At 66.2% G+C, this 22891-nt stretch carries 18 protein-coding genes; 11 read left to right on the top strand and 7 right to left on the bottom strand.

The genetic code is table 11. The features are described from left to right. Positions 1-12: 12 nt before the first annotated feature. Positions 13-1548 (bottom strand): aldehyde dehydrogenase family protein, encoded by a 1536-nt coding sequence (locus ACW18B_RS15355; RefSeq protein ID WP_492047892.1) that lies wholly within the window; start codon positions 1546-1548, stop codon positions 13-15. 285 nt (positions 1549-1833) lie between these two features. Between ACW18B_RS15355 and ACW18B_RS15350 the strand changes: the two genes are divergently transcribed. The 6 genes from ACW18B_RS15350 (at position 1834) to ACW18B_RS15325 (ending at position 9804) form a co-directional block, all read left to right on the top strand. Continuing rightward, positions 1834-3042 carry a class I SAM-dependent methyltransferase gene (locus tag ACW18B_RS15350; protein ID WP_492047891.1) on the top strand — a complete coding sequence of 403 codons (1209 nt, stop codon included), beginning with the start codon at positions 1834-1836 and terminating at the stop codon, positions 3040-3042. Positions 3043-3090: 48 nt separating this feature from the next. After that, positions 3091-3438 carry a hypothetical protein gene (locus ACW18B_RS15345; RefSeq protein WP_492047890.1) on the top strand — a complete coding sequence of 116 codons (348 nt, stop codon included), beginning with the start codon at positions 3091-3093 and terminating at the stop codon, positions 3436-3438. After that, complete coding sequence (locus tag ACW18B_RS15340; RefSeq protein WP_492047889.1) at positions 3435-5018, top strand: FAD-binding oxidoreductase; 1584 nt, start codon at positions 3435-3437, stop codon at positions 5016-5018. The genes ACW18B_RS15345 and ACW18B_RS15340 overlap by 4 nt, the downstream gene beginning before the upstream one ends. Before the next feature lie 206 nt (positions 5019-5224). Further along, complete coding sequence (locus ACW18B_RS15335; RefSeq protein ID WP_492047888.1) at positions 5225-7273, top strand: hydantoinase/oxoprolinase family protein; 2049 nt, start codon at positions 5225-5227, stop codon at positions 7271-7273. Between the two features lie 15 nt (positions 7274-7288). After that, on the top strand, positions 7289-9163 hold the full coding sequence (locus tag ACW18B_RS15330; RefSeq protein WP_492047887.1) for a hydantoinase B/oxoprolinase family protein: 1875 nt from the start codon (positions 7289-7291) through the stop codon (positions 9161-9163). A gap of 8 nt (positions 9164-9171) precedes the next feature. Continuing rightward, a complete protein-coding gene (locus ACW18B_RS15325) occupies positions 9172-9804 on the top strand; it encodes an isochorismatase family protein (protein WP_492047886.1) in 633 nt (210 codons plus the stop codon). A 79-nt stretch (positions 9805-9883) separates the two neighbouring features. Here the strand turns inward: ACW18B_RS15325 and ACW18B_RS15320 are convergent, their stop codons facing one another. The 4 genes from ACW18B_RS15320 to ACW18B_RS15305 form a co-directional block, all read right to left on the bottom strand. Further along, a complete protein-coding gene (locus tag ACW18B_RS15320) occupies positions 9884-11362 on the bottom strand; it encodes a flavin monoamine oxidase family protein (protein WP_492047885.1) in 1479 nt (492 codons plus the stop codon). Positions 11363-11550: 188 nt separating this feature from the next. Beyond that, a complete protein-coding gene (locus ACW18B_RS15315) occupies positions 11551-14103 on the bottom strand; it encodes a TonB-dependent receptor (RefSeq protein ID WP_492051742.1) in 2553 nt (850 codons plus the stop codon). 339 nt (positions 14104-14442) lie between these two features. Then, the gene (locus tag ACW18B_RS15310; protein WP_492047884.1) at positions 14443-15402 is read right to left on the bottom strand and encodes an alpha/beta fold hydrolase; all 960 of its coding nucleotides are present in this window, start codon (positions 15400-15402) and stop codon (positions 14443-14445) included. Positions 15403-15409: 7 nt separating this feature from the next. After that, positions 15410-16426: a DUF1838 family protein gene (locus tag ACW18B_RS15305; RefSeq protein WP_492047883.1), complete on the bottom strand. Its 1017-nt coding sequence runs from the start codon at positions 16424-16426 to the stop codon at positions 15410-15412. Between the two features lie 235 nt (positions 16427-16661). Here ACW18B_RS15305 and ACW18B_RS15300 point away from each other — a divergent pair, with 235 nt between their 5' ends. The 4 genes from ACW18B_RS15300 to ACW18B_RS15285 all read left to right on the top strand — a co-directional run bounded on the left by ACW18B_RS15300 (position 16662) and on the right by ACW18B_RS15285 (position 20351). Continuing rightward, positions 16662-17852: a serine hydrolase domain-containing protein gene (locus ACW18B_RS15300; RefSeq protein ID WP_492047882.1), complete on the top strand. Its 1191-nt coding sequence runs from the start codon at positions 16662-16664 to the stop codon at positions 17850-17852. Beyond that, positions 17849-18703 (top strand): DUF1838 family protein, encoded by an 855-nt coding sequence (locus ACW18B_RS15295; RefSeq protein WP_492047881.1) that lies wholly within the window; start codon positions 17849-17851, stop codon positions 18701-18703. Before ACW18B_RS15300 ends, ACW18B_RS15295 begins: the two co-directional genes overlap by 4 nt. Before the next feature lie 2 nt (positions 18704-18705). Beyond that, entirely contained in the window at positions 18706-19557 is an 852-nt protein-coding gene (locus ACW18B_RS15290; protein ID WP_492047880.1) for an alpha/beta hydrolase family protein, read from the top strand. Positions 19558-19670: 113 nt separating this feature from the next. Further along, positions 19671-20351: a hypothetical protein gene (locus tag ACW18B_RS15285; protein ID WP_492047879.1), complete on the top strand. Its 681-nt coding sequence runs from the start codon at positions 19671-19673 to the stop codon at positions 20349-20351. A gap of 81 nt (positions 20352-20432) precedes the next feature. Here ACW18B_RS15285 and ACW18B_RS15280 read toward each other — a convergent pair whose 3' ends face one another. Together ACW18B_RS15280 and ACW18B_RS15275 are read right to left on the bottom strand one after the other, a co-directional pair. Then, on the bottom strand, positions 20433-21296 hold the full coding sequence (locus ACW18B_RS15280) for a polysaccharide deacetylase family protein (RefSeq protein WP_492047878.1): 864 nt from the start codon (positions 21294-21296) through the stop codon (positions 20433-20435). Between the two features lie 38 nt (positions 21297-21334). Next, positions 21335-22126 carry an enoyl-CoA hydratase-related protein gene (locus ACW18B_RS15275; RefSeq protein ID WP_492047877.1) on the bottom strand — a complete coding sequence of 264 codons (792 nt, stop codon included), beginning with the start codon at positions 22124-22126 and terminating at the stop codon, positions 21335-21337. Positions 22127-22460: 334 nt separating this feature from the next. On the opposite strand from ACW18B_RS15275, the gene ACW18B_RS15270 reads away from it, so the two are divergent. Further along, a complete protein-coding gene (locus ACW18B_RS15270; RefSeq protein ID WP_492051741.1) occupies positions 22461-22841 on the top strand; it encodes a c-type cytochrome in 381 nt (126 codons plus the stop codon). Positions 22842-22891 lie beyond the last annotated feature (50 nt).

The following is a 22891-nucleotide window of genomic DNA, read 5'->3' as shown; positions in this document are numbered from 1 at the left end:
GTGAGGAAAGGGTCAGAGACGGGCCGTGACGGCCTTAGTTTCGAGATAGAGGTCCAAGCCCTCGCGGCCAAACTCGCGGCCCCAACCCGACTCCTTGTAGCCGCCGAACGGGATGTTCGAGGCCACGGCGCCGTGGCAGTTTATCGAGACATGGCCCGATCGGATGCGGGCGGCCATCTTGTGGGCGGTCGACAGGTCGCGAGTCCAGACGCTGCCCGACAGGCCAAAGGGACTGTCGTTGACGCGCCTGGCCAGGCCGTCCAGATCTTCGTCGCCGAAGGTCTGGATGGACATCACTGGCCCGAAGATCTCCTCGCGCCAGACCTTCATGTCGGGGCGCGTGCGCGTGAAGATGGTCGGCGGCACGAACAGGCCGGGGCCGTCCAGCGGCGCGCCGCCTAGAACAAGTTCGGCGCCCGAGGCCTTAGCCTCCTCGATGCGCGCCAACACGCGGGCGCGGTGGGCGACCGAGATCAGCGGACCGAATTGATTGGACGGGTCCAGGCCGTGGCCGACCTTCATCGCGGCGGCGAAGGCCGTAACGCGCTCGACCAGGGCGTCGTGGATCTTCTCGTGCACGAAGATGCGCGTGCCGGCCATACAGTTCTGGCCCTGCAGGAAGAAGGTCGCCATGGCGACGCCCGGGCCGGCCAGATCCAAGTCGGCGTCGGCGAAGACCACGACCGGCGATTTGCCGCCCAGTTCCAGCGACACCTTCTTCATGGTGTTTGCCGCTTCGCGCACGATCAGGCGGCCGACCTCGGTCGAGCCGGTGAAGGCGATCTTGTCGACGTCGGGATGGGCGACCAGGGCCGCGCCGGCGATCTCGCCCAGGCCGTTAACGATATTGACCACGCCGGCCGGGAAGCCGGCTTCCAGGATCAGCTTGCCCAGGTGCAGCGCCGACAACGGCGTCTCCTCGGCGGGCTTGAGCACGACTGTGCAGCCGGCGGCCATGGCAGGCGCCAGTTTCAGGCACGCCATCGACAGCGGCACGTTCCAGGGCACGATCTGGCCCACCACGCCCACCGCTTCGCGGGTCGTGTAGGTCAGCGCCTCGCCGCCGAAGCCGGCCAAGTGTTCGGGCGGGGCCGTGGTGGTCCCCTCGATGCGACGGGCGGCGCCGGCGTAGTAGTCGATCAGGTCCACGGCGCCGTCGACGATCATGCGCGACAGCGCGCCGGGCATGCCGTTATCCAGGATTTCCAGCTCGAAGAACAGGCCCGCGTCGCGTGCGATCAGCTGGGCTAGGCGGTTCAGCAGGCGGGAGCGCTCGGCGTTGGTGGTGCGGCCCCAGGCGCCTTCGAAGGCGCGCCGTGCGGCGGCGACCGCCAATTCGATGTCCGCGGCGCCGCCGGCTGCGACGGAGGTCAGGACAAGACCCGTGGCCGGATCGATCGTCTCGATCCGCTCTCCCTGCTGGCTATCCACCCAGTCGCCGTCGATCAGCAGGCCGTGGCGCTCGTCCAGGAAGGCCAGCGTGGCCGGCGCGGGACGGTGACCGCCGAACGGCTGGGGCTGGGGCTGAAACGGGGCGGTCGTCGTCACGCGGGCGATCCTCTCAAAACTGCGGCACCGAGCTTTGGACAAGCGGGCGCGGCGCGTATGCCGCCGCCCGTGCAATGTTCGCAGCGCGAATACGGCGCAAGCTTGGCCTTAGTGGCGCGAGTCGATGCGTCGAAGGCCGCTTTTAGATTCGGCGCCCACTCAAAGCTGTCGCGCAGCCTTGCCTCACCGCTCGCCTAGTGGATAGTCGAGACATAGTCGTTGTTCGTATCGGTCCCCTGTCCAGTCTCCGGAGCACGGGCCTTGGCGACGGAGCGCAGACCACACATGCTGAACACCTTCCAGCAGGCGCATCACGGCATGCTGCCCACGGCGACGCCGGACGAGGCCTCGCGCCAGGAATTCACCAAGAGTCTCAAACAGTTCATCCAGGGGGGCATCCTGCCGGGCCTCGGTCCGATGTACCGCGCCCGCGCCGCCAAGAAGTTCGAGGCCGAGACCGGGCGGGCCCCGGCCGATCGCCACGACATCCGTAAGGCGATGGTCCCAGACCCCTATTTCCAGCACTACGCCGCCGTGAATCGCATCAGCCAGGAGCTGCTGTGGGATTCGGTGATCGACTGCATCGACGCTCAGCTGCCGGACCTGAAGGCCAAGGCCGAAGCCTACTCGGCCAAGAACGCCGGCGAACTGGTGATCCCGGCCGACTTCCAGGTGCCGCGCTACGTCAGCGCGCTTGATATCCACTGCATGCCGGGCGGTTATGCCGGCCGCGCTGACGGCGACTCGATTGGCCTGGGCGTGCTCTACGATCGCGGCGTGTTCCTGTACGCCATGGGCTACACCGGTCCCGACAACGACGACATGGGCCGGTCGGTCTGCAACTACGTCAAGCGCCGCCTGAACGGCTTCTCGCCCAAGCGGATCCTCGATCTGGGCTGCACGGTCGGCCACTCGACCCTGCCGTACAAGGAGCTCTTCCCGGACGCCGAGGTCTGGGCCATGGACGTCGCCGAGGCCCAGGTCCGCTATGGCCACGCCCGCGCCGGAGCCATGGGCTTCGACGTCAACTTCGTGCAGGGCAATGCCGAGGCGATCGACTTCCCGGACGGCCATTTCGACCTGGTGGTCAGCCACATCCTGCTGCACGAAACGTCTGGCAAGGCCATGCCGAAGATCTTCAAAGAGTGCCACAGGGTGCTGGCGCAGGACGGATTCATGATCCACGCCGACCTGCCGCCGTTCGACCTGATGGACCCGTTCACCCAGTTCATCCTGGACAACGAGACCTACTACAACAACGAGCCCTTCTGGGGCGCGATGCGCGAGCTGGACCAGGTCCAGCTAGCCAAGGACGCCGGCTTCCCGGCCGAGACGATCCGCTTCGACACCGCGCCCATGGCGGTGATGGAGTTCGCCGCCGCGGCCGAGGGCTACAGCCAGGAGGCGGCCGAGGCCGTCAATGACCGCGAGTTCACTGCGGGCGAATTCGCGCCCGGCGGCGGCTGGGAAGTGCTGATCGCCCAGAAGCTCTGAGACCCGAAGACGCCGAATACCCGACGCTGCGAATAACCGAGTACGAAGATGACCGACAAGATGATCCGTAACGCCCAGGGCAAGCGTCCGGCGTTCTACGAGACCCCGGCGCTGGACCAGATGATGTCGATGATCATGGTCCTGGCCGAGGAGGTCTCGGTGCTGAACGACCATGTCGATTCCCTGGAGCGGGCGGCCAAGGACAAGGGCCTGGATCTGGCCGAGGGCATTAGGACCCTGAAGCTTGACCAGGAGGCGCTGGAGGCGCGCGAGGCCCGCCGTCAGGCCTTCCTAACGCGGCTGTTCTACCTGATGCGCAAGGAAGCCGTCGAGGCCGCCGCGCAGGAAACCCCGGACGGCTACGCCGCGACGATCCAGGCCATCGCCGTCGGATGAGCACGCTGACCGCGCAGTCGCTGATCGGGCGGCTCCAGGACGTGGTCGGGGCCGCCAATGTCCTGTCCGGCCAAGCCGCCGCACCGTTCGCCACCGACGTCTATCGCCGCCAGGCCGAACCGATGGCTGTCGTGCGTCCGGGGACGGTCGGCGAGCTGCAGGCGATCATCCGGGCCGCCGCCCAGGCCGGCGTGGTGCTGAACACCCGTGGCGGTGGGGCTTCCTACACCGATGGCTACACCCCGTCCGACGACGGCCAACTGCTGGTCGACCTTGGCCGCCTGGACCGCATCGTCGAGATCAACGAGACCGACGCCTATGTCACGGTCGAGGCCGGAACCACCTGGGCCGCCTTGAAGGCCGCGCTCGACGCCAAGGGTCTGCGCACGCCGTTCTGGGGACCGTTCTCCGGCCTGGTGTCGACGGTCGGCGGGGCGATGTCGCAGAACGCCATCAGCCACGGTTCGGGCGCCTATGGCATCTCGGCCGCCTCGGTCCTGTCGATGGACGTGGTCACCGCCGCCGGCGACCTGCTCAGCACGGGCTCGGCCGTGGATGCGGGGCAGGGGGCGGGGTCGCCGTTTTCGCGAAACTACGGTCCCGACCTGACGGGTTTGTTCACAGGCGACTGCGGCGCGTTCGGCGTCAAGGCGCGGATCACCCTGCCGCTGCAGAAAGCTCGGCCGGCCCACCGCCCGGTCTCGTTCGCCTTCGCCGACTTCGCCAGCCTGCACGACGCCATGCGCGCGGTCGCGGCCGAGCGGTTGGAGGACACCAGCCTCTTCCTCGATGCGGCGCTGTCCCAAGGCCAGATCGCGCGCCAGGACCGCGCCGGCGCGTCGCTGCAGATGGCGTGGTCGATCCTGAAATCGTCGCCCTCGCTCAGCGCGGGGCTGAGCCAGCTGGTCCTAGCCGCGGTCAGCGCGCGCAAGGCGATCGCTAGCTCGGCCTACATGGCCCACTACATCGTCGAGGGTGTGGACGACGCCGAGGTCAAGGCGCGGCTGCATCGTATCCGCCAGATCTGCTCGCCCCTGGGCCGCGAGATCCCGGCCACCGTGCCGGCGGTGGTGCGCGGCATGCCGTTCGCGCCGTTCTACAACGTACTGGGTCCGGCCGGCGAGCGCTGGGTCCCGGTCCACGGCATCGTCCCACACTCCAGGGTCAAGGCGGTCCACGCCGCCTTGCGCGCCTTTTTCGCCGAGCGCGAGGCCGAGATGAAACGGCTAGGCGTCTGGACGGGCGAGATGTTCTCGACCGTTGGGGCGGGCGGGCTGCTGTACGAGTTGGCGCTGTACTGGCCCGACGCCATCACCCCGTATCACGAGGCCCATGTCCCGCCGGACTACCTGGCCAGCCTGCCGCGCCATCCGGAAAACCTGGAGGCGCGCGCCTATGTCCATCGGTTTAAGGGCGAGCTGATCGACCTCTTCGATCGGCATGGCGCGGTGTTCTTCCAGTTGGGCCGGGCCTATCCGTTCGGCGCGGCGCTGAAGCCCGAGCCACTGGCGCTGCTGCGCAGCCTGAAGGCGACGCTAGATCCAGACCGGCGGCTGGCGCCCGGCATACTCGGGATCTGATCTCCGAAGCGCCCGCGTTCCCGCCAGGACGCGGGCGTTTTCGCATTCATTCTGCTCGTCTGGCGGCGACGGCGGGCCGGTTATTCCGCTGGGTGGATAACTCCAGTTCCCCCGTTGTCCTGCCCCGGGAGGCGGACCTTTCTAGCGACCAAGATCGCGCGGCGCGTGCCGTCCGCGCGCCATGACTTTGCTGGAGTGGTCCGAGTATGACCTACAGGTTGGGTGTCGATGTCGGCGGTACGTTCACGGACCTGCTGCTGCTCGAAGAGAAGACGGGCGCGTTTTGGCGCCACAAGACACCGTCCACGCCGGCCGACAGCTCGGTCGGCATCCTGAGCGGCGTCGAGGCCATCTGCGACAAGGCCGGCATCAAGCCGTCGGACGTCGAGGTGTTCCTGCACGGTACGACCGTGGCCACCAACGCAGTGCTGGAAGGCAAGGGCGCACGGGTTGGCCTGGTCGTCACCCAGGGATATCGCCAGATCATGCAGATCGCTCGCAGCTTCGTGCCCGGCGGCCTGGCCGGCTGGATAGTGTGGCCCAAGCCCACGCCGCTGGCCGCTCTGCTGGACACCTTCGAGGTCGGCGGCCGCATGGACGCCCAGGGCCATGAGATCGCCCCGCTGGACGAGGCTGAGGTCCGCGTGGCTCTCGAGAAGCTGAAGGCCCAGGGCGTTGAGGCGGTCACTGTCTCGCTGATGAACGCCTATCTGAACGGCGCGCACGAAAAGCGCATCGGCGAGCTAGTGGCCGAGATCCTGCCCGGCGCGCCCGTCTCGCTGAGCCATGAGGTCCTGCCGGAAATGCAGGAATACGAGCGCACCCTGACCACCGTGGCGAACGCCGCCGTGCGTCCGATCGTCAGCCGTTATGTCAGCAACCTGCGCGGCAAGCTGCGTACGGCGGGCATGGCCGGCAAGCTGTCGCTCCTTCGCTCGGACGGCGGCCTGATGTCGTCGGAGAAGTCGGAGGAGCACCCCGTGGCCCTGCTGATGTCGGGTCCCGCCGGCGGCGTCACGGGTGCCCTGTGGGTCGGCAAGAATGCCGGCATCAAGAACATCCTGACCCTGGACGTCGGCGGCACCTCGACCGACGTGGCTCTGATCGAGAACCTGGAGGCGCGCCGCGTGCGCACCACGGAGGTCGGTCACCTGTCGGTGCGCGCCTCGGCCCTGGACGTGAAGACGGTCGGCGCCGGCGGCGGCTCGATCGCCTATGTCCCCGAACTGACCAAGGCCCTGCGCGTGGGGCCGCAGTCGGCCGGCGCCGTACCCGGTCCTGTCGCCTACGGGAAGGGCGGCGAGCTGCCGACCGTGACCGACGCCAACGTCGTGCTGGGCTACCTGCCCGAGGCCCTGCTGGGCGGCACGTTCAAGCTGGATCGCGACGGCGCCAAGAAGGCCGTTCAGACCATCGCCGACTCGCTAGGCATCGGCCTGTTCGAAGCCGCTCGCGGCATCATCGACATCGTCAACGAGAACATGTTCGGCGCGCTGCGCATGATCTCGGTGCAGCAGGGCTACGACCCTCGCGACTTCGCTGTGATGGGCTTCGGCGGCGCTGGTCCCCTGCATGTCAACGCCGTGGCGCGCCTGATGGGCAGCTGGCCGGCGATCTCGCCGGTGTCGCCCGGTGTGCTGTGCGCCCTGGGCGACGCCACCACCCGCATGCGCACGGAGACGGCCCGTTCGTTCTCCAAGCGTGTCGAGGACACTTCGCAGGAAGATGTCATCGGCATCCTGGCCGAGATGGCCGCCCAGACCCGCGGAGAACTGCTGGCCGACGGCGTGCCGGAAGCCCAGCTGGTGAGCCAGTTTGAGATCGACGTCCGCTATGAGGGCCAGGCCTTCGAAGTGCCGCTGTCTATCGACGAAGCGACGCTGCTCGCGGACGGTCTGAAGGGCGTCACCGACCGCTTCGACGCCGAGCACAAGCGCCTGTTCACGTTCAACATGGATACCCCGCACGAGCTGGTGAACCTGCGCGCGGTGGCCATGGGTGCGGCCCTGGACCTGCCGGCAGCCCAGCTGCCGGTCGGCAACGGCGACCCGATCGAGGCCAAGCTACGCGACCACGAGCTGTGGATGGGCGGCAAGCTGCACGCGGCGGTCATCTACGACCGCGCCAGGCTTAAGCAGGGCGACGTCATTCCTGGCCCGGCCGTCGTGATCGAGATGGACTCGACCACGCTCATCGAAACCGGTTGCGTCGGTAAGGTCGATGCGGTCGGCAATATCCTGATCAACCTGGCCTAACGGGGAGGGACAACCATGCCCGCACGGATCATCCAGTCCAACGAGACGCCCTTCAACCGCGTCACCGTCGATCCCGTCACCCTAGAGGTGATCGAGAACGCCCTGCGTAACGCCCGCATAGAGATGGACGCCACCCTGGTGCGCACCGCCATGTCGCCGGGTATCCGCGAGCAGGGCGACGCCTTTCCGCTGATCGCCGACCACAAGGGCCGCATGATCGTCGGCCAGTTCGGCTCGTACATCGGCCCCTTCCTCGAAGGCTTCGAGGGCACGGTCGAGGACGGCGACATGATCTTCCTGTCCGACCCCTATTCGGTCGGCGGGGCGATCAGCCACTCCAACGACTGGCTGGTGCTGCTGCCGGTGTTCAAGGACGGCCGCCTGCTGGCCTACACCTCGATGTTCGGCCACCAGTCGGACATCGGCGGGAAGGTCGTCGGCTCCATGCCGATCGACGCCCGCTCGATCTTCGAGGAAGGCGTGCGGATCCCGCCCGTCAAGATCTGGAAGAAGGGCGAGTACAACGAGGACCTGATCAAGCTTGTCATGCACCAGACTCGCAAGCCGGACTGGTGCTCGGCCGACCTCAACGCCCTGATCGCCGCCTGCCGTGTGGCGGCCCGCCGCGTGGTCGAGCTGGCCGGTCGCTTCGGCGAGGACGTCTACACCTCGGCGTGTGAAGAGCTTCTGGCCCGTAACCACCGGGCCATGGAGCACCTGATCTCCACCTCGATCGGCGAGGCCCCGGTCACCTTCGAGGACTATATCTGCGACGACGGCGTGGGCTACGGCCCCTACAAGATCAAGTGCACCATGTGGCGCGAAGGCGGCAAGGTGCACCTGGACTTCACCGGCACCGACCCGCAAAGCCAAGCCTCGATCAACTTCTTCCTGAACGAGAACATGCTGCGCATGTTCTTCGGAATCTACATGATCATGGTCTTCGACCCGCAGATCCTTTTCAACGACGGGTTCTACGACCTGATCGAGGTGCATATTCCGGAAGGTTCGCTGCTGAAGCCGCACTTCCCCGCCGCCCTGTCGGGCCGCACGCACGCCCTGGGTCGGATCTTCGACATCCTGGGTGGCCTGCTGGGCCAGAAGACGCCGGAATTCCTGTGCGCCGCCGGCTTCTCTTCGTCGCCCCACCTGTTCTATTCGGGCTTCGACGCCAAGGGTAAGTGGTTCCAGCTGTTCCAGATCGGCTTCGGCGGTATCCCCGGCAAGCCTATGGGCGACGGTCCGGACGGTCACTCGCTGTGGCCGGGCTTCACCAACGTGCCCAACGAGTTCCTGGAGCGTTACTTCCCGCTGATCATCGAGCGTTACGAGACCGTGCCGGACTCGGGTGGTCCCGGCCTGCACCGCGGCGGCAACGGCATCCACATGACCTATCAGTTCCTGGAAGCCGGAACGATCGCCATCCACGACGACCGCTGGTTCATCCCGCCCTGGGGCGTCAACGGCGGCGAGCCTGGAGCCCGAGCCCGCAAGGTGCTGGACAAGGTCGACGGGACCTCGGTCGTGGTCGGCAACAAGGTCGAGGACATCGATGTCCAGGTCGGCGATCGCCTGCACTTTATCACATGGGGCGGTGGCGGCTGGGGGGACGCCTTGGACCGCGATCCGGCCCTGGTGGCCCTGGAAGTCGAGCAAGGCCTGGTCACGGTCGAGGGCGCGCGTCGCTACGGCGTCGTCCTGGTCGAGGGCAAGGTCGACGCGGCCGCCACCGAGGCCCTGCGCGCCAAGATCCGCGCCGAGCGTCCGGCCGCTACGGGTCCTTTCAACTTCGGCGCCGACATCGAGACCCTGCGCGCCAATTGTCTGGCCGAGACAGGCTTGCCGGCGCCGAGGCCGCCGGTGTCTGTACGCCCGCCGGCCGCAGCTTAAGTCGGCGCATGAGTCAGGAAGACCTGAAAACCAACTATGCCGGGGCGTTCGACGGGCGGCTTCCGTTCGGCCAGCGTCCGGCCCTGCTGGTTGTCGATGTTGTGGTCGCCTATCTGCGACCCGGCTCGCCGCTCTACGATCCGGCGTTCGAGGTGGCGCTGGAGTCGAACGAGCGACTGGTTGCAGCGGCCCGCAAGGCTGGCGTGCCCGTGGTGTTCACCAACGTGGTCTATGCGGAAGGCGGCCTCGACGGCGGGATTTTCTACCGCAAGGTGCCGGCGCTGAAGGCCTTTCAGGCCGGATCGCCGGACGGCGCCTTTCCGGACACCTTGCAGCCTAAGCCCGGTGAGCTGATCGTCAGCAAGCAGTACGCCTCGGCCTTCTTCGGCACGTCGCTGGCGGCGAGCCTGACGGCCATGGGGATCGACAGCCTGCTGATCACGGGCTTCTCGACCTCGGGCTGCGTGCGGGCCACGGGACTGGACGCCATGCAGCATGGCTTCATCCCGTACGTCGTCAGCGACGCCTGCGGCGACCGCCATCCCGGGCCGCACCAGGCCAACCTCTTCGACCTGCAGGCCAAATACGCCGAGGTGGTGGACGAGGCTCAGGCCCTGGCGCTGATCGCCAAAGTCGGCTGAGCGCGGCGGATCCTTTGCCAAGAAAAGGGACGGTCCTGATGGGCCGCCCCCTTTTGCTGTCGTGTCGGTGTCGCCAGCGTTAGGTCAGGATTTCCAACGCGACGCGCTCGGAAGACTCCAGCGCCGATTCCAGGCCGCGATTGGCGACGCCCGTGTGCTCGCCGCAGAAGTGGATGCGGCCGGCGGGTGTACTCATGTCACGGGCGAAGGCCGTGACCTGGCCGGCGTTGAAGTAGGACCAGTCCCCGCCATTGAACGGCTCCATAGCCCAGCCGTGGTAGTGTACGCCCTTGACCAGTCCCTTGGCGGCGGGACGCAGGCGCTCCAGTTCCGATACGATCATCGCCAGGGCGTTCTCCTTGCCCAAGCGGTCCCAGGCCAGGGCCAGCTCGCCGCGCGCGAACACGCTGAGGCCGGTCACCTCGTCCGGCGAGGCGCCGTAGCGCTGGGCCAGGACCTGACCCAGCAGGCCGTCGGTCCACATGGTCGGCGGCAGGCCATCCTTCTCCCAATAGGGGGCCGAGACGGTCAGGAAGGCGATCGAAATGGCCTGATAGGGCAGGGTCGAGACCGCCCGGGCCTGGGCGCCCGTTAGGCCCGGTTCGATGGCGATGTTGCGCAGGACTGAGAACGGCAGCGAGCAGATGACCTTCTTGGCGCGATAGGTCGAGCCGTCGCGGCAGGTGACGGTCGCGGCGTCGGGGCCGCTGGTGATGGAGACGACTTCCTTGCCCAGCAGCAATTGGCCCTTGAGCTTGGCGGCCAGGCCTTGCGGCAGCAGCAGGTTGCCGCCCTTGACGGCGAAGCTGCCCGGGCCGGCGGCGCTCTGCGCCTTACCCCAGCCGTCGTTGAACTCATAGACCAGCGCCGAGGACTGGTGACCGTTCATGCCGTAGTATGGGGACTTGTCAAAGGCTAGGCGGATGGCGGCGTCGTTCAGGCCTAGCTGGCTGAGGAACTGGTGCATCGATACGTCGAGCGGTGCGCTCTCCGGCGCGATCCAGTCGGCCCAGTCCTTGAGGCGGTTGTTCTTGCCCACCAGTACGGGCACGACCTCCCAGGGCATCATGGTCTTGAGCGCTGCGGGGAAGGGGTTGGTCGGCGAGGCCGCCCATTCCTCGCGCGTCAGCGAGGTGTCGCCGAGCACCAGCTGCTGGCGTGGATCCTTCATGTAGCGCGGCGCGACGTCGTACAGATCGACGCCGGCGCGATTGGCCATGTCCATACCGCGGCCATAGCCGGCGCCCATGGAGTTGAAGCCCATCTCGGGCAAGCCGGGCTGATCCAGCAGGGTGAGGATCCGTCCGCCGACCCGTTGGCGGCCCTCCAGGACCAGAATCTTGGCGCCCTGTTCCTCGAGAAGGGTCGCCGCGCCGAGCCCGGAAATGCCCGCACCCAGGACGATGACATCGGGATCACCCGAGCGGGCAGGGCGCTTGGCATCGGCGGGCGTGGCCTTCGGCGTCTTGGGCGCGGCGTGGACGGCCGGCGACAGGGTGGCGGCTCCCAGCTGCGCGATGGCGGCTCCGAGGATCGCTTGGCGGCGCGTGAAGGTCATGGGACGTCTCGCTCGATTCAGGAGAGTACGAGCAGATTACAGTCGGTCGAGCTTGGCGAGACCCCGATCGGTTTTATCCGCTCGTCGGACAACCAGGCCAAAAAAAGAACCACGCCGCTCCGGCAAGGGAACGGCGTGGAGGTAGTGATCGCCCGGCTCCAGGGTGAAGCGAGACGTCCGGGGAGTGACTAGTAGGTCGCCGACACCGTCACGCCGACGCGGCGGCCTTCACCCAGATAGATTTCCGGGATGCTGTAGGCGCTCGGATAGCCTGCTCGAGGCTGGTTGATAGAGTTGGCCACGTAGGTTTTGTCGAACAGGTTGTTGGCCCACAAGGCGACGTTGTAGTTGTCCTTCGACAGGCTGAGCCTGACGTTGGTCAGCGTCCTTTCGCCAACCTTAACCGTGTTCAGCAGATTGTTGTACATTGAGCCGGTATGGTTGACATCCACGCGGCCTTCGGCGGTCCAGCCGTCGAAGGCGTCGTGACGGCCCACTGCGTGCAGGTTCCACTGGGTCTTGACCGCCCGCGTCGGGCGATTGCCGGCGATGGACGGCACGAGGCGCGTGGCGCCGCTGGCCAGCGTGATCGTCGTCAGCTTGCACCCGGTGGCCGCCGCGCCGGCCGAGGTCACGCACTGAGCGATCATCGAGGCGTCGTAGGCGCCGTCCTGGAACTTTGGATCCGAGTAGGTGAGGCTGCCGCCGATCTGGATCGACTCCGTGGCCTGGAAGTCGCTTTGGAGTTCGACGCCGCCGACCTTGATATCGCCCGCGTTGCGGACGATGCGGACCGGGTTCACCGCCGTGGGATTGTCCGTATAGGACGTGACCTGAGCGTTGCTCCAGTCGGTGTGGAACACCGAGCCGTTCAGCAGCAGGCGGCGGTCCAGCAGGCGGCTCTTGAAGCCGGCCTCATAGGTCCAGTTTTCTTCTTCGTCGTACGACACTTCGCTGGCCAGGATGCCGGTCGCGCTGACCGCGTTGGCCGTGTTGAAGCCGCCCGAACGGATGCCCTTGGCGGCGGTCGCATAGACGAAGATCGTCGGCGCGAACTGATAGTCGACGCTAAAGCGCGGCGTCACGTTCTTATAGACCTTGTGATAGGGCGTGCTGGCGACGGGGAAGACGCCGGCGGCCGGCACGTTCACGCCATCGATCTGCTTGTAGATATAAGGCTGGGAAGTGGCGTTGACGACCGAGAAGGTCTGCGCCCGCTTGCTGTCGATGTTGTAGCGCGCTTCGGCGTTGACGCGCAGCTTGCCGAACTCATAGCCGACCGAGCCGAAGAGGGACTTCGTGCGGGTCGCGGACTTGGTGTAGGAGCCGAACACTTGGTTCTGCGCACCCAAGCCGCTCAGGAAGATGTTGGCGGTGAAGTCATAGGCGCCGACGCCCGTGGAGGCCGGCGTGGTCAGTTGGCTGACCGTGATATAGCGCTCGTTGGCGGCGAGGCCGGAACTGTCCGCGCCCAGGCCACCGGCCGAAAGCGGGATCATCGAGTTGAAGTAGTAGCCCCCGACCATCCACTTCAGCTTCGCGGAGTCGGGCGACTGCAGGCGGAATTCCTGGCTGACCGTACGGACCTTCTCGCGCGAGGCGACGTACAGATTGGATCTGGCCAGACGGGTATAGGTCGGGTTGGTGATGCAGCCGGCGCCGAGGGTGCAGACACCAAATTGCACGCCAGTGCTGGTGACGTCGTAGTCCGAATAGGCCTCATTTTGCGACGCGGTCAGGCCGCTGACGCTAACCAGCGACGCCCAGCCGAGGTCCCAATTCATGTCCAGGGCGATTTGGGCGTTCTCGGAGCGCGTATCGGGAATGTTGGCCGACATGTCGCTCGTCGTGGGCGTTGTCGCCTCGCCGCAGTACAGGGTTGGCAGGCCCGTGGAGGCGTTGGTCGTGCCGCAGTTGAACTTGCTGAGCGACAGCGCCGAGCTAGGCGAGGCTTCGACGGCCGACTTGGAGTACAGGCCCGTCAGCTTGGCGGTGAAATTGTCGGTCGGCGCCCATTCCAGCGAACCGCTGACGGCGCGCTTTTCGTAGCCGCCGAGGTTGTCGCTGCTGGCGGCGTTCTTGCCAAAGCCGTCATAGGTCACGTAGCCGGCTGAAATGCGACCATAGAGGTTTTCCGCAAGCGGCCCTGAGACGGTGCCCTTCACGCGGAAGTCCTTGTCGACACCCGCCGTGGCCGAGAGCGCGCCCGAGAGGTAGTGGCTGGGAGCCTTGGTTGTGATGCCCATGGCGCCGGCGAAGGTCGAACGACCATAGAGCGCGCTCTGCGGGCCCTTGGCGATTTCGATCTGGCCCAGGTCGAGCACGGAGATCACGTCGAGCGTGTTTCGGCTGGTCTGGTAGATGCCGTCGATGAAGACCCCGACATTGCCGTCGACATTCAGGTCATTGGCCGTGTTGGCTGGCGCTAGGCCACGCAGGTAGATCAGCACTGTGGTGCCGCCGGTGATCGAGGTGATCGCCACGCCAGGCGTGCTGTTCGACAGGTCGGCGAGGTTGCTGATGTTGCGGGCTTCCAGATCCTTGGCCGAGAGGGCGCTGATCGAGATCGGCACCGTCTGGACGTCTTCGGCCCGCTTACGCGCGGTGACGACGATCTCGCCGATCTCGACGCCGCCGCCTGAGGCGGTCTGTCGAGCCAGGGCGATCGATGGAGCGCCGATAGCTATTGCAGCGCTGGTGATCAGCAGCGCCTTGGTGGTTCGTGCGATACGATTGGTCATCATAGCCAATTCCCCCAATTGATTGTTCTCCGACCGTTTTATCCGGAGCGCCGCTTGTTGGTGGCGATGAGGGTATGCTGCAGAAACCCACGTTCTTGGTGAGGGTAGTAGATGGACTCTATCCGACCTGCGAATAAGGTTGGGGGCACAAATGATAATAATGACCTATTGGTAGGCCTTTATGCCCAATCTTGAACGCAGCGGAACATGTTGCGTGTCTCGCCTACAACCAGAGATAACCTAAGCGGGACGCCTAAATCGTCACTCGCTTTCAGGTTTTGAGCGCCAGGTAAGTGGTGCGACAAAGTGGCGCGCCCGCGATCGCGAGCGCGCCTTTCATCAGCGCGGGGTGACCTGGGTCACAAACGTCTCGACGATCGCCGCGAAGCGCTCGGGGACCTCGATCGGCGGGTAGTGGCCGACGTCGTCCAGCACCACCAGCGACGGATGGATGGCGGTCAGACGGCCTTGAAGCGCGACACCTTCGGATATCGGAAGAACCGGATCGCGTGCGCCCCAGATGATCAAGGTCGGGGTCTTCACCGCCTTCAGGCGCTTGGCCGTCTCGGCGCCATTGCCGGCCAGGGCCAGCAGATGGGTCGGATTGGGCTCCAGGCCGCGACGGCCCATGTCGTAGCTGACCTGGAGCTTCTTGGCGGTGATCCGCGCGGGATCACCATAGAGCCACTGCAGATAGGTCCCCCACCATGCCCTGTCAGGGAAGTCGCTGGCCTTGATCCGCGCGTTGGCGGCGAGCATCTCGGGCGGCGGCTTGACGTCGAGATTGTCCAGAGGCTGGGACGGGCAGTTGGAGAGCACAATGGCCTTGACCCGCTCGGGATGACCGGCCGCCAGGTAGTAGGCCATGGTGCCGCCGCTGGAGACGCCGACGGCGATGACGTCCTTGATGTTCAAGTGCTCAAGGAAACCGATCATCAAGTCGTCTGGACCGGTCAGCGTGGCCTTGGAGGCCTCGCTGACCGAGCCCGAGAGGCCCATCGGCGGCATGTCGAAGCGGATCACCCGGTACTGGCGCTTGAGTACGGCGGCGACGCCGTCCCAGGTTTCGAGTGTGCTTTGCGAGCCGTGCAGCAGCAGGATCGGCTGCCCACGGCCTTCGTCGCGATAACGCACCTCGACGCCGCCCAGCACCACCAGCTTGTCGGCCGGGGTCATGTAGCGGGCGCGCAGTTGCGCCACGGTGAGCTTGCCTTCGGCGGGCAGCTCGGCCGCCGAGACCGTCCCCGCGGCCAGGGCGGCCAGGGATGTCGCCAGCATCGCGCGTCGGTCCAGAGCCATCACGACCTCACGCCGGCTTCTTGGGGAAGCTGGGGGCGGGCGGCGGCTTGGGCGGCGCCCAGCCGGCCGGAACCGGCGCCGGGGTCTGCTGGCGCGCGTAGTTCTCAAGGCTCGACAGCGAAGGACCGTAGTCCTCGGTCGGGGCGCTCAGGAACTTCGGGTCGATGGCGCGAGCGGCGGCGACGATCTCCGGCTTCAGCTCCTTGATGCCGCCCGGCAGAGTGCCGAAGGTCGTGAAGTAGCTGACGTGACCTTCCGCCTGGCCCATCAGCATCCAGGGCAGCCACGGGGTGATCCGCGACCAGGCGCCGACGTGCGGGATGTGGGTCAGGTTGGGGTTTTCGACGTCCTTGCGCTTGATCGTATAGATGAAGTGCTCGGAAACGCGGTTCATCGGACCCGACGACTCGCGCACCCATTTGTCGGGCTGCAGGGCGTTCGGGTACATCATGTCGATGCCGGTGCGGCAGATCAGCGTGTCGTCCGGCCCGGTCTCCCAGTCCAGCAGGTAGGGGCGCTTGGGCGGCTTGGCCGTCTGGAGGCCGCCGTAGGAGGGCGGGTCGGGCAGGTATTCGCTGATCGTGAAGTTGAACGGGTCGTTGGCGATCGGCACCACGCGAACGTCTTCGTTCGTATAGGGATTAAGCCAGGTCTTGAGGATCTCGCCGGTCTTCGTGTCGCGATAGAACACGATCTCGCGCAGCATCCGCCGCCAGCTGCCGTCTTCCAGGCGCTTGGTGCGCACGACGCTGAAGCCCTCGACCTCGAACAGCGGGCGAACCGGCTCGTTGGGGCGCACGCCGAACGCCGTGCCCCGGATCCAACCCACCTTCTCCTTGGTGGGGTCCACGTCGGCGTCCATGCGGATGTAGGTGTCGCGGTTCCACTTGGGATCCTTGAAGTCCACCTTGGTCACCAGGTCGATCTTGGGCTTTGCCAGGGCGCCGGTCGCGGACGCAGAAAGCGCCGCGGCGGCCAGGCCGGCCAGTCCAAGTCCTTCACGTCGGGTCAGTTTGGTCGCCATGCGGCGCGCCTCCTCAAATGCTCACGTTACGATCGGACGGCCGACGGCGCCGGCGCAAGCCGTGAGCGCTTCCTATCCGCGCTACGGACAAACCCGCCGCTCAGGCGCCCAATGCCGCGCGAATCCGGCCTAGGCTGGAACATCAGTATAAGGGCCAAGTCTCATGAAGCAGCCGGGTCGCATGATGTCGCGCGCGCCACACGGGCAGCGAGGTTGCCGATGGGCCGGCGCCTGGATGAGTCTGGCGGTTCTGGGCCTGGCCGGCGCCGTCCAGGCGCAAGACTCCGATGCCGACCGCGCTGTGCTGGAGGCGCGCTTCGCCCAGCTCAAGGGCGGTATCATGACCACCTATGCGCCGGCCGAGATCGCCGCCGGTGCGCCGGGGTCCAAGCCGCCGCCGGTCACCAAGGCCCCGAAGATCGGCAAGGCGGCGCTTGACTCGGCTGAGGCCTATGCCCGCGACAATCGCTCCACGGCCTTCATCGTCTGGCGCGACGGCGCCCTGGAGCGCGAGACCTATTTCGGCCTGACCCACGCCGACACGCCGCTGGTGTCGAAGTCGCTGTCCAAGCCGCTGGGCGCGGCCCTGGTCGGGCGAGCCATCCAGCTGGGCTACATCAAGTCCCTGGATCAGCCCGTCGCCGACTTCATCCCGGAATGGAAGGGCGACAAGCGCTCCAAGATCCTGACCCGGCACCTGCTGGACATGCGGACCGGCCTGATGCCGCAGGGGGCAGCCCCCACCGCCGACCACATCCTCAACCGCGCCTATCTGAGCCCGCACCACGAGAAGGTGCTGATCGCGGAGTATCCGCTGGTCGCCGAGCCGGGCGAGCGCTTCGACTACAGCAACGCCAACGCCGAGCTGGTCGCCATCGTGCTTGAACGGGCGACCGGGCAGCGGTTCTCGGCTTTCCTGTCCAAGCAATTGCTCAAGCCGATCGGTGCGCCGGACGTCAGCGTCTGGCTGAATCGCCCGGATGGAACGGCCCACGCGGGCTGCTGTATGATGACGCCGGCCCAGACTTGGCTGCGGCTGGCGATCCTGCTGATGGACGACGGGGTTTGGAAGGGAAAGCGCCTGCTGCCGCCTGGCTATGTCGCCGCCATGCGCACGGCCACGCCGCAGAATCCCCACGTCGGCATGGGCGTCTATCTGGGCGAGCCCTACGCGGAACGTCGCGGCTTTGGCGCGCTCGACCTCCAGGGGCCGCGCGTGCTGCATAGCGAGCCCTATCTGGCCAAGGATCTCTTCCTGTTCGACGGCAATTCCGACCAAGTGGTTTACGTGGTCCCGTCCAAGCGCTTGGTCGTGCTGCGTCTGGGCGAGAACCCGCCGCAGAAGCCCGAGTGGGACAACAGCATCCTGCCCAACACTGTTCTTCGCGGTCTGCCGGTCGCATCTTCGCAAGGAAACCGTCCATGATCGACAGCACCCGCCGCGGCCTGATCGCCGTCGCCGGACTGACCGCCGCGGGCGCCGCCGTCGCCGCCGCGCCGGCACAAGCCGCCGCCGCCCGCTTGGACCTTTCCGACCCCAAGGCGCGGCTGAAGGCCTTCATCCGCCTGCGGGGTTCGCTGGACCAGTCGTTGGTCACCGGCTGCATCAACGGCTCCTACTACGGCGTGGTCGGAGCAGAGGTGCGGCCGCTGTACGGCGTCACCGCCACGACCTTCGCCCGCTATCGCAACCTGGCCGACGGCCGTTTCGAGTGCTTCACCTACGAGGTGGCCTATTTCACGGACAACGAGACCGGCAAGGTCATGGACCGTTGGGCCAACCCCTATACTGGCGAGACGGTGGACGTGGCCCACACCTTCACCAAGGCCTCGCGCGTGGTGATCGGCGATGATTTGGCGATCAAGGTCGAGCCGCCGATCCTGGGTCTGCAGGTGCGCCACACGACGCGTCCGCCGCTGATCATCGGTCCCGACCTGTGGTGGACCGAGGAGGTCTTCACCGAGGCTCAGATCCCCGGCATGGCCGCCCCGCTGCGCTACAGCGAGATCGTCACCCTGCAAACCAGCATCGCTGAGCTGGCCGCGACCAAAACGCCCCGCGTCACGTGTCGCAACGCCTACAGTTCGGTGGTCAATTGGCGGCCATGGCTGAAAATGGGCGACGCGCCGGGCCATCTTATGGGCAACGGCTCGGGCGCTTGGGGCGTCAAGATGGTTGACCTGCCGGCGAGCTGGCTCGAGGCGACCAAGGCCCGTCACCCCGAGGTGCTGGCCAATCCCGGGGCGCTGATCGAACCGCTCTGGAACAAGGCCTAACCATGATCGCCCGTCGCGCCGTTCTCGCCGGGGTTGCCGCCTTGGCCGCGGCCCCCGCCATGGCGGCCGAAAGCCGCAGCCTGACCGCCGCCGACGGCCGCCAGGTCGAGGTCAGCATCTGGAAGGCGCAAGGGCGTCGCAAGGGGCTGATCCTGTTCTCGCACGGCGCGCTTTCTGCGCCGGGCAAGTACGAGAACCTGCTCGCGCCCTGGCAGGCGGCTGGCTTCGACATCGCCGCGCCGCTGCACGTCGATTCCACCGATCACCCCGACCACGCCCGCTATGGCATGGGTGACAGCTGGAAGGCGCGGCTGCTGGACATGCGGGTCCTGGCTGACACTTTTGCCGGCAAGGATCCGTACATCGCCGCCGGTCACTCGTACGGGGCGCTGCTGTCGCTGACCCAGGGCGGCGTCTCGGCCGAGCGGCCGGCGGGTTTCGATGGCCCGATGGCCGATGCGCGCGTCAAGGCCGTGGTGGCCTTCTCGCCGCCGGGCGTCATGCCCGGCCTGGTCACTGCCGAGGGCTTCGGCACTCTGGCCGTTCCGGCCCTGATTCAGACCGGCACGCTGGACAATCCGCCAGGCGGTGAATGGCGCGCCCATCTGGCGGCGTTTGACAACGCCCCGGCCGGCGACAAATACGGCTTGGTTCTGACCGGGGTCGATCACTATTTCGGCCATCTCATCTGCCGCCCGGAGCGCGACGTTCCGGCCCAAACCATGGGGATGGAGCAGGCGGTCGCCGTGTCCAATCTGTTCCTGGCCGCCTATGGTCTGGGCGCAAGGGATGCGCGCCGCAGCCTGGACGCCAAGGTCGGCGAGACGCCTGATACGGTCCTGCTCAAGCGATAGGGGTGATCTTTCGCCAGCAGGGGGGGGGGGCTCCGTAGTTCTACGAGGTTGCGGCTTGGCCCATCGACACCCTAAAACACTTAATAGTATATCATTAATACGGTGGAGGGGTCGTGAACCTCAACGAACTGGACGTTCTGCGCTGGGTGCACATCCTCAGCATGGTCTATTGGCTGGGCGGCGAATGGGGTGTTTTTCAGACGTCCTACAACATCGTCAATCGTAACCTGTCGCTCGAGGAGCGTCGCCGTCACCTCGAGACCGCTTATCGGATCGACATTCTGGCGCGCACCGGGATCATCCTTCTGCTGCCGCTGGGCCTGCACATGGGACATATCTACGGCCTGCAGCCGCTTGGGGGCGGCTGGCTGATCGGCATGTGGATCGGCTTTGCGCTTTGGCTGTCGCTGACCTGGAGCGCCTTCTTTGCTCGAGAGAGCGACCTGGGCATCCGCCTGACCAAGATCGACGAAGCCCTGCGCTACATCCTGATCCCGACCATCTTCATCGTCGGCATCTCGTCGATGCTGGGCCATGGTCCGCTGACGGCGGGGCCCGGCACGCTGTGGTATCCCGCCAAGCTGACCCTCTATGGTTTCACCCTGTGCATCGGCCTGGGTCTGCGGTTCGTCATGCGGGCCTGGACCGTGCGCTTCCGTCGTCTGGCGGAGGGGCCAAACCCGGCCGAGGAGGCCGCGCTGCAACGCGAGATCGTGCTCGCCCGCGTCATGGCCTATGTCTATTGGATCACGATCGCCGGCGTGTGCTTCCTGGGCGCAACCAAGCCGTTCTGATCCCGGTCTGAAGGCCGCGCCAGACAGAAAACGCCCGATCCGGTCGATCCGGATCGGGCGTTTTTTCGCGTTGAGAGCGGTTTAGCCGCCGAAGGGGCAGGTCGCCATGAAGTGCTGGCAAATCTCCCTGCGCGTCGCGATCCACACGCCGGGCTTTGAGCGGGCGTGTTGCAGCAGTTGATCCAGGGCCCACGAGCGGCCAGGGCGGCCGATGATCCGCAGATGCAGACCCACCGAGAGCATGGCGGGGCGGGTATCGCCCTCGGCGTACAGCGTGTCGAAGCTGTCGATCGCATAGTCCAGCCAGGCGCGCGCCGTATAGGCCGGGTCGCTCCACATCTTCATGTCGTTGGTGTCGATCTGGTAGGGGATGACCACGATCGGCTTGCCGTCATTGGCGTCCCAAAAGGGGTACTCGTCCGAGAAGTCGTCCATGCTGTAGAGGAAGCCTTCCTCGCTCAGCAGCCGCCGGGTGTTGTCGGTCGTCAGGTAACGGCTGAGCCAGCCGACGGGCCGTTGGCCCGTCGTCGCCTGGATCGAGTCGGCCGCCTTGCGGATGAAGGCGCGCTCTGCGGACTCGTCCATCCGGTACTGGAACTGCCAGCGATAGCCGTGGCTGCAAGGCTCGTGGCCTGCGGCGACAATCGCCTTGGCCAGATCCAGCTCGTTCTCCAGCGACTGGGCGCAGATGGTCCAGGTCGAACGCGCCTCATGCTTGGCCAGGATGTCCAGAACGCGCCGCGCCCCGACCTTCAGGCCGAACTGATAGTTGCTCTCGTTGGGATAGTTGCGGATCGGATCCTTGACGAACATGCCAAGCTCGTCGACGGCTTCCATACCCTTGTCGCCACGGGCGATAGAGCGTTCGGAGCCTTCCTCGACATTGACGACCAGCGACAGCGCAAGGCGGTGGCCGTCCGGCCAGGTTCTGGGAGCTTGAGACATGGGGCGTCCTCGTGGGGTCAGTCCGCGCAGCGGCGGGGCTAGCGGAAGGGGAACTGGGGCTTGCGCTTTTCCAGAAAGGCGGCGCGGCCCTCCTGGAAGTCGGGTTCCTGCGTGGCTTGCTGAAACCAGGCCTTGGTGATGTCGTCGTCACGCACCTGTCCCGAGAGGATCAGCTTTACCATCGCCTTGGCGCCGCGCGCGCTCCACTGCGACGCCGAGGCGATCTGGGCCATCTTGGCTTCGACGGCCTGGGCGAACGCGTGCGGCGGCGCGGCGGCGTTGATCAGGCCCAGGCCCAAGGCTTCCTCGCAATCGAGCAGCCGGCCGGTGAACAGAATGTCCTTGGCGGCGGCGGGGCCGACCACGTCCATCAGCCGCTTGGTGTCTTCCAGGGAGTAGATCAGGCCCAGCTTACCGGGCGTAATGCCGAACCTTGAGCCCTCTTCGGCAATTCGCAGGTCGCAGGCCAGGGCAAGGCCCATGCCGCCGCCGACGCAGGGACCTCGGATGGCCGCCAGGGTGGGCTTGGCCAGATCATCAAGCGCCGAGACGCCGGCGGCGATCTCCGTGGCGTAGGCCTTGGCCGATTCCGGCGTGGCCCAGACTGTTTCGAACTCCGAGATATCCGCGCCGGCCGAGAAGGCTTCATCGGCCCCGGTTACGATCAGAACCTTGGCTGGCGCCGTAGCGACGGCGGCGATCGCTTCGGGCAGGGCGCGCCACATCGCCCGGCTCAGGGCGTTCTTCTTACCGGGCTGCCAAAGCGTGAGCACCGCATGGTCGTCATGCAGATCCAGCAGAAGGGCGCCGTCAGCGAAGCTCTGGGTCATGACTGGTCCTGGATTGAGCTCTGCACGGAGCGATCGCGTAAACTCGCGTCACCGCACGGGCTTACACACATTGGAAGGTGCAAAAGAACTAAGATTATATCTTTAAATTCGCAAGCAGGCTTGAGCCGGGGCGGATCAACGATAGGATCGTGCAGCCAAGCTCACGACAGAGTTGGGCAGATGAGGCTTGAGCCCGGTGTCCGCCAGGCGAGTGTTTCTGTGCGCCAGTGGCGTGGTGGAGGCGGCTTGGCGATAGCTTTGTGTCATGAGCGGCCTTGCACAGGCCCCTTGAACGACGACGAATGATACATTCAGAAGGTGAGTTGAGGACGTGATGAAGTCTATCCAGAAGCTGCTGGTCATAGGGTTCGCCTCGGCGGCGTTCCCTGTCTTGGCTGCGTCGCCTCCCGGCGATCCGGCCCTGGGCAAGAAGGCGTTCATTCAATGCCAGGCCTGTCACACGGTCGACGCCAAAGCGCCCTCGCGCATGGGGCCTACCCTGGCGGGCGTCTATGGCGCCAAGGCCGGCGCCAAGCCGGGCTATGCCTATTCAGCGGCCTTGAAGGGCTTGAACGTGAAGTGGGATGACGCATCCCTCGATCATTGGCTGGTGCGCCCCAACGCCATGGCGAAAGGCACCAAGATGGCCTTCGCCGGCATTCCCGATCCCAAGCGTCGCGCTGACCTGATCGCCTATATGAAGACCCTCAAATAATCCGAGTTGCGGTCGTATCGAAAAAAGGGCGGCGCCGTCGGCGCCGCCCT

The organism is Caulobacter sp. FV2ps19 (assembly GCF_058681035.1).
This window is presented reverse-complemented; position numbering and strand designations above follow the sequence as displayed.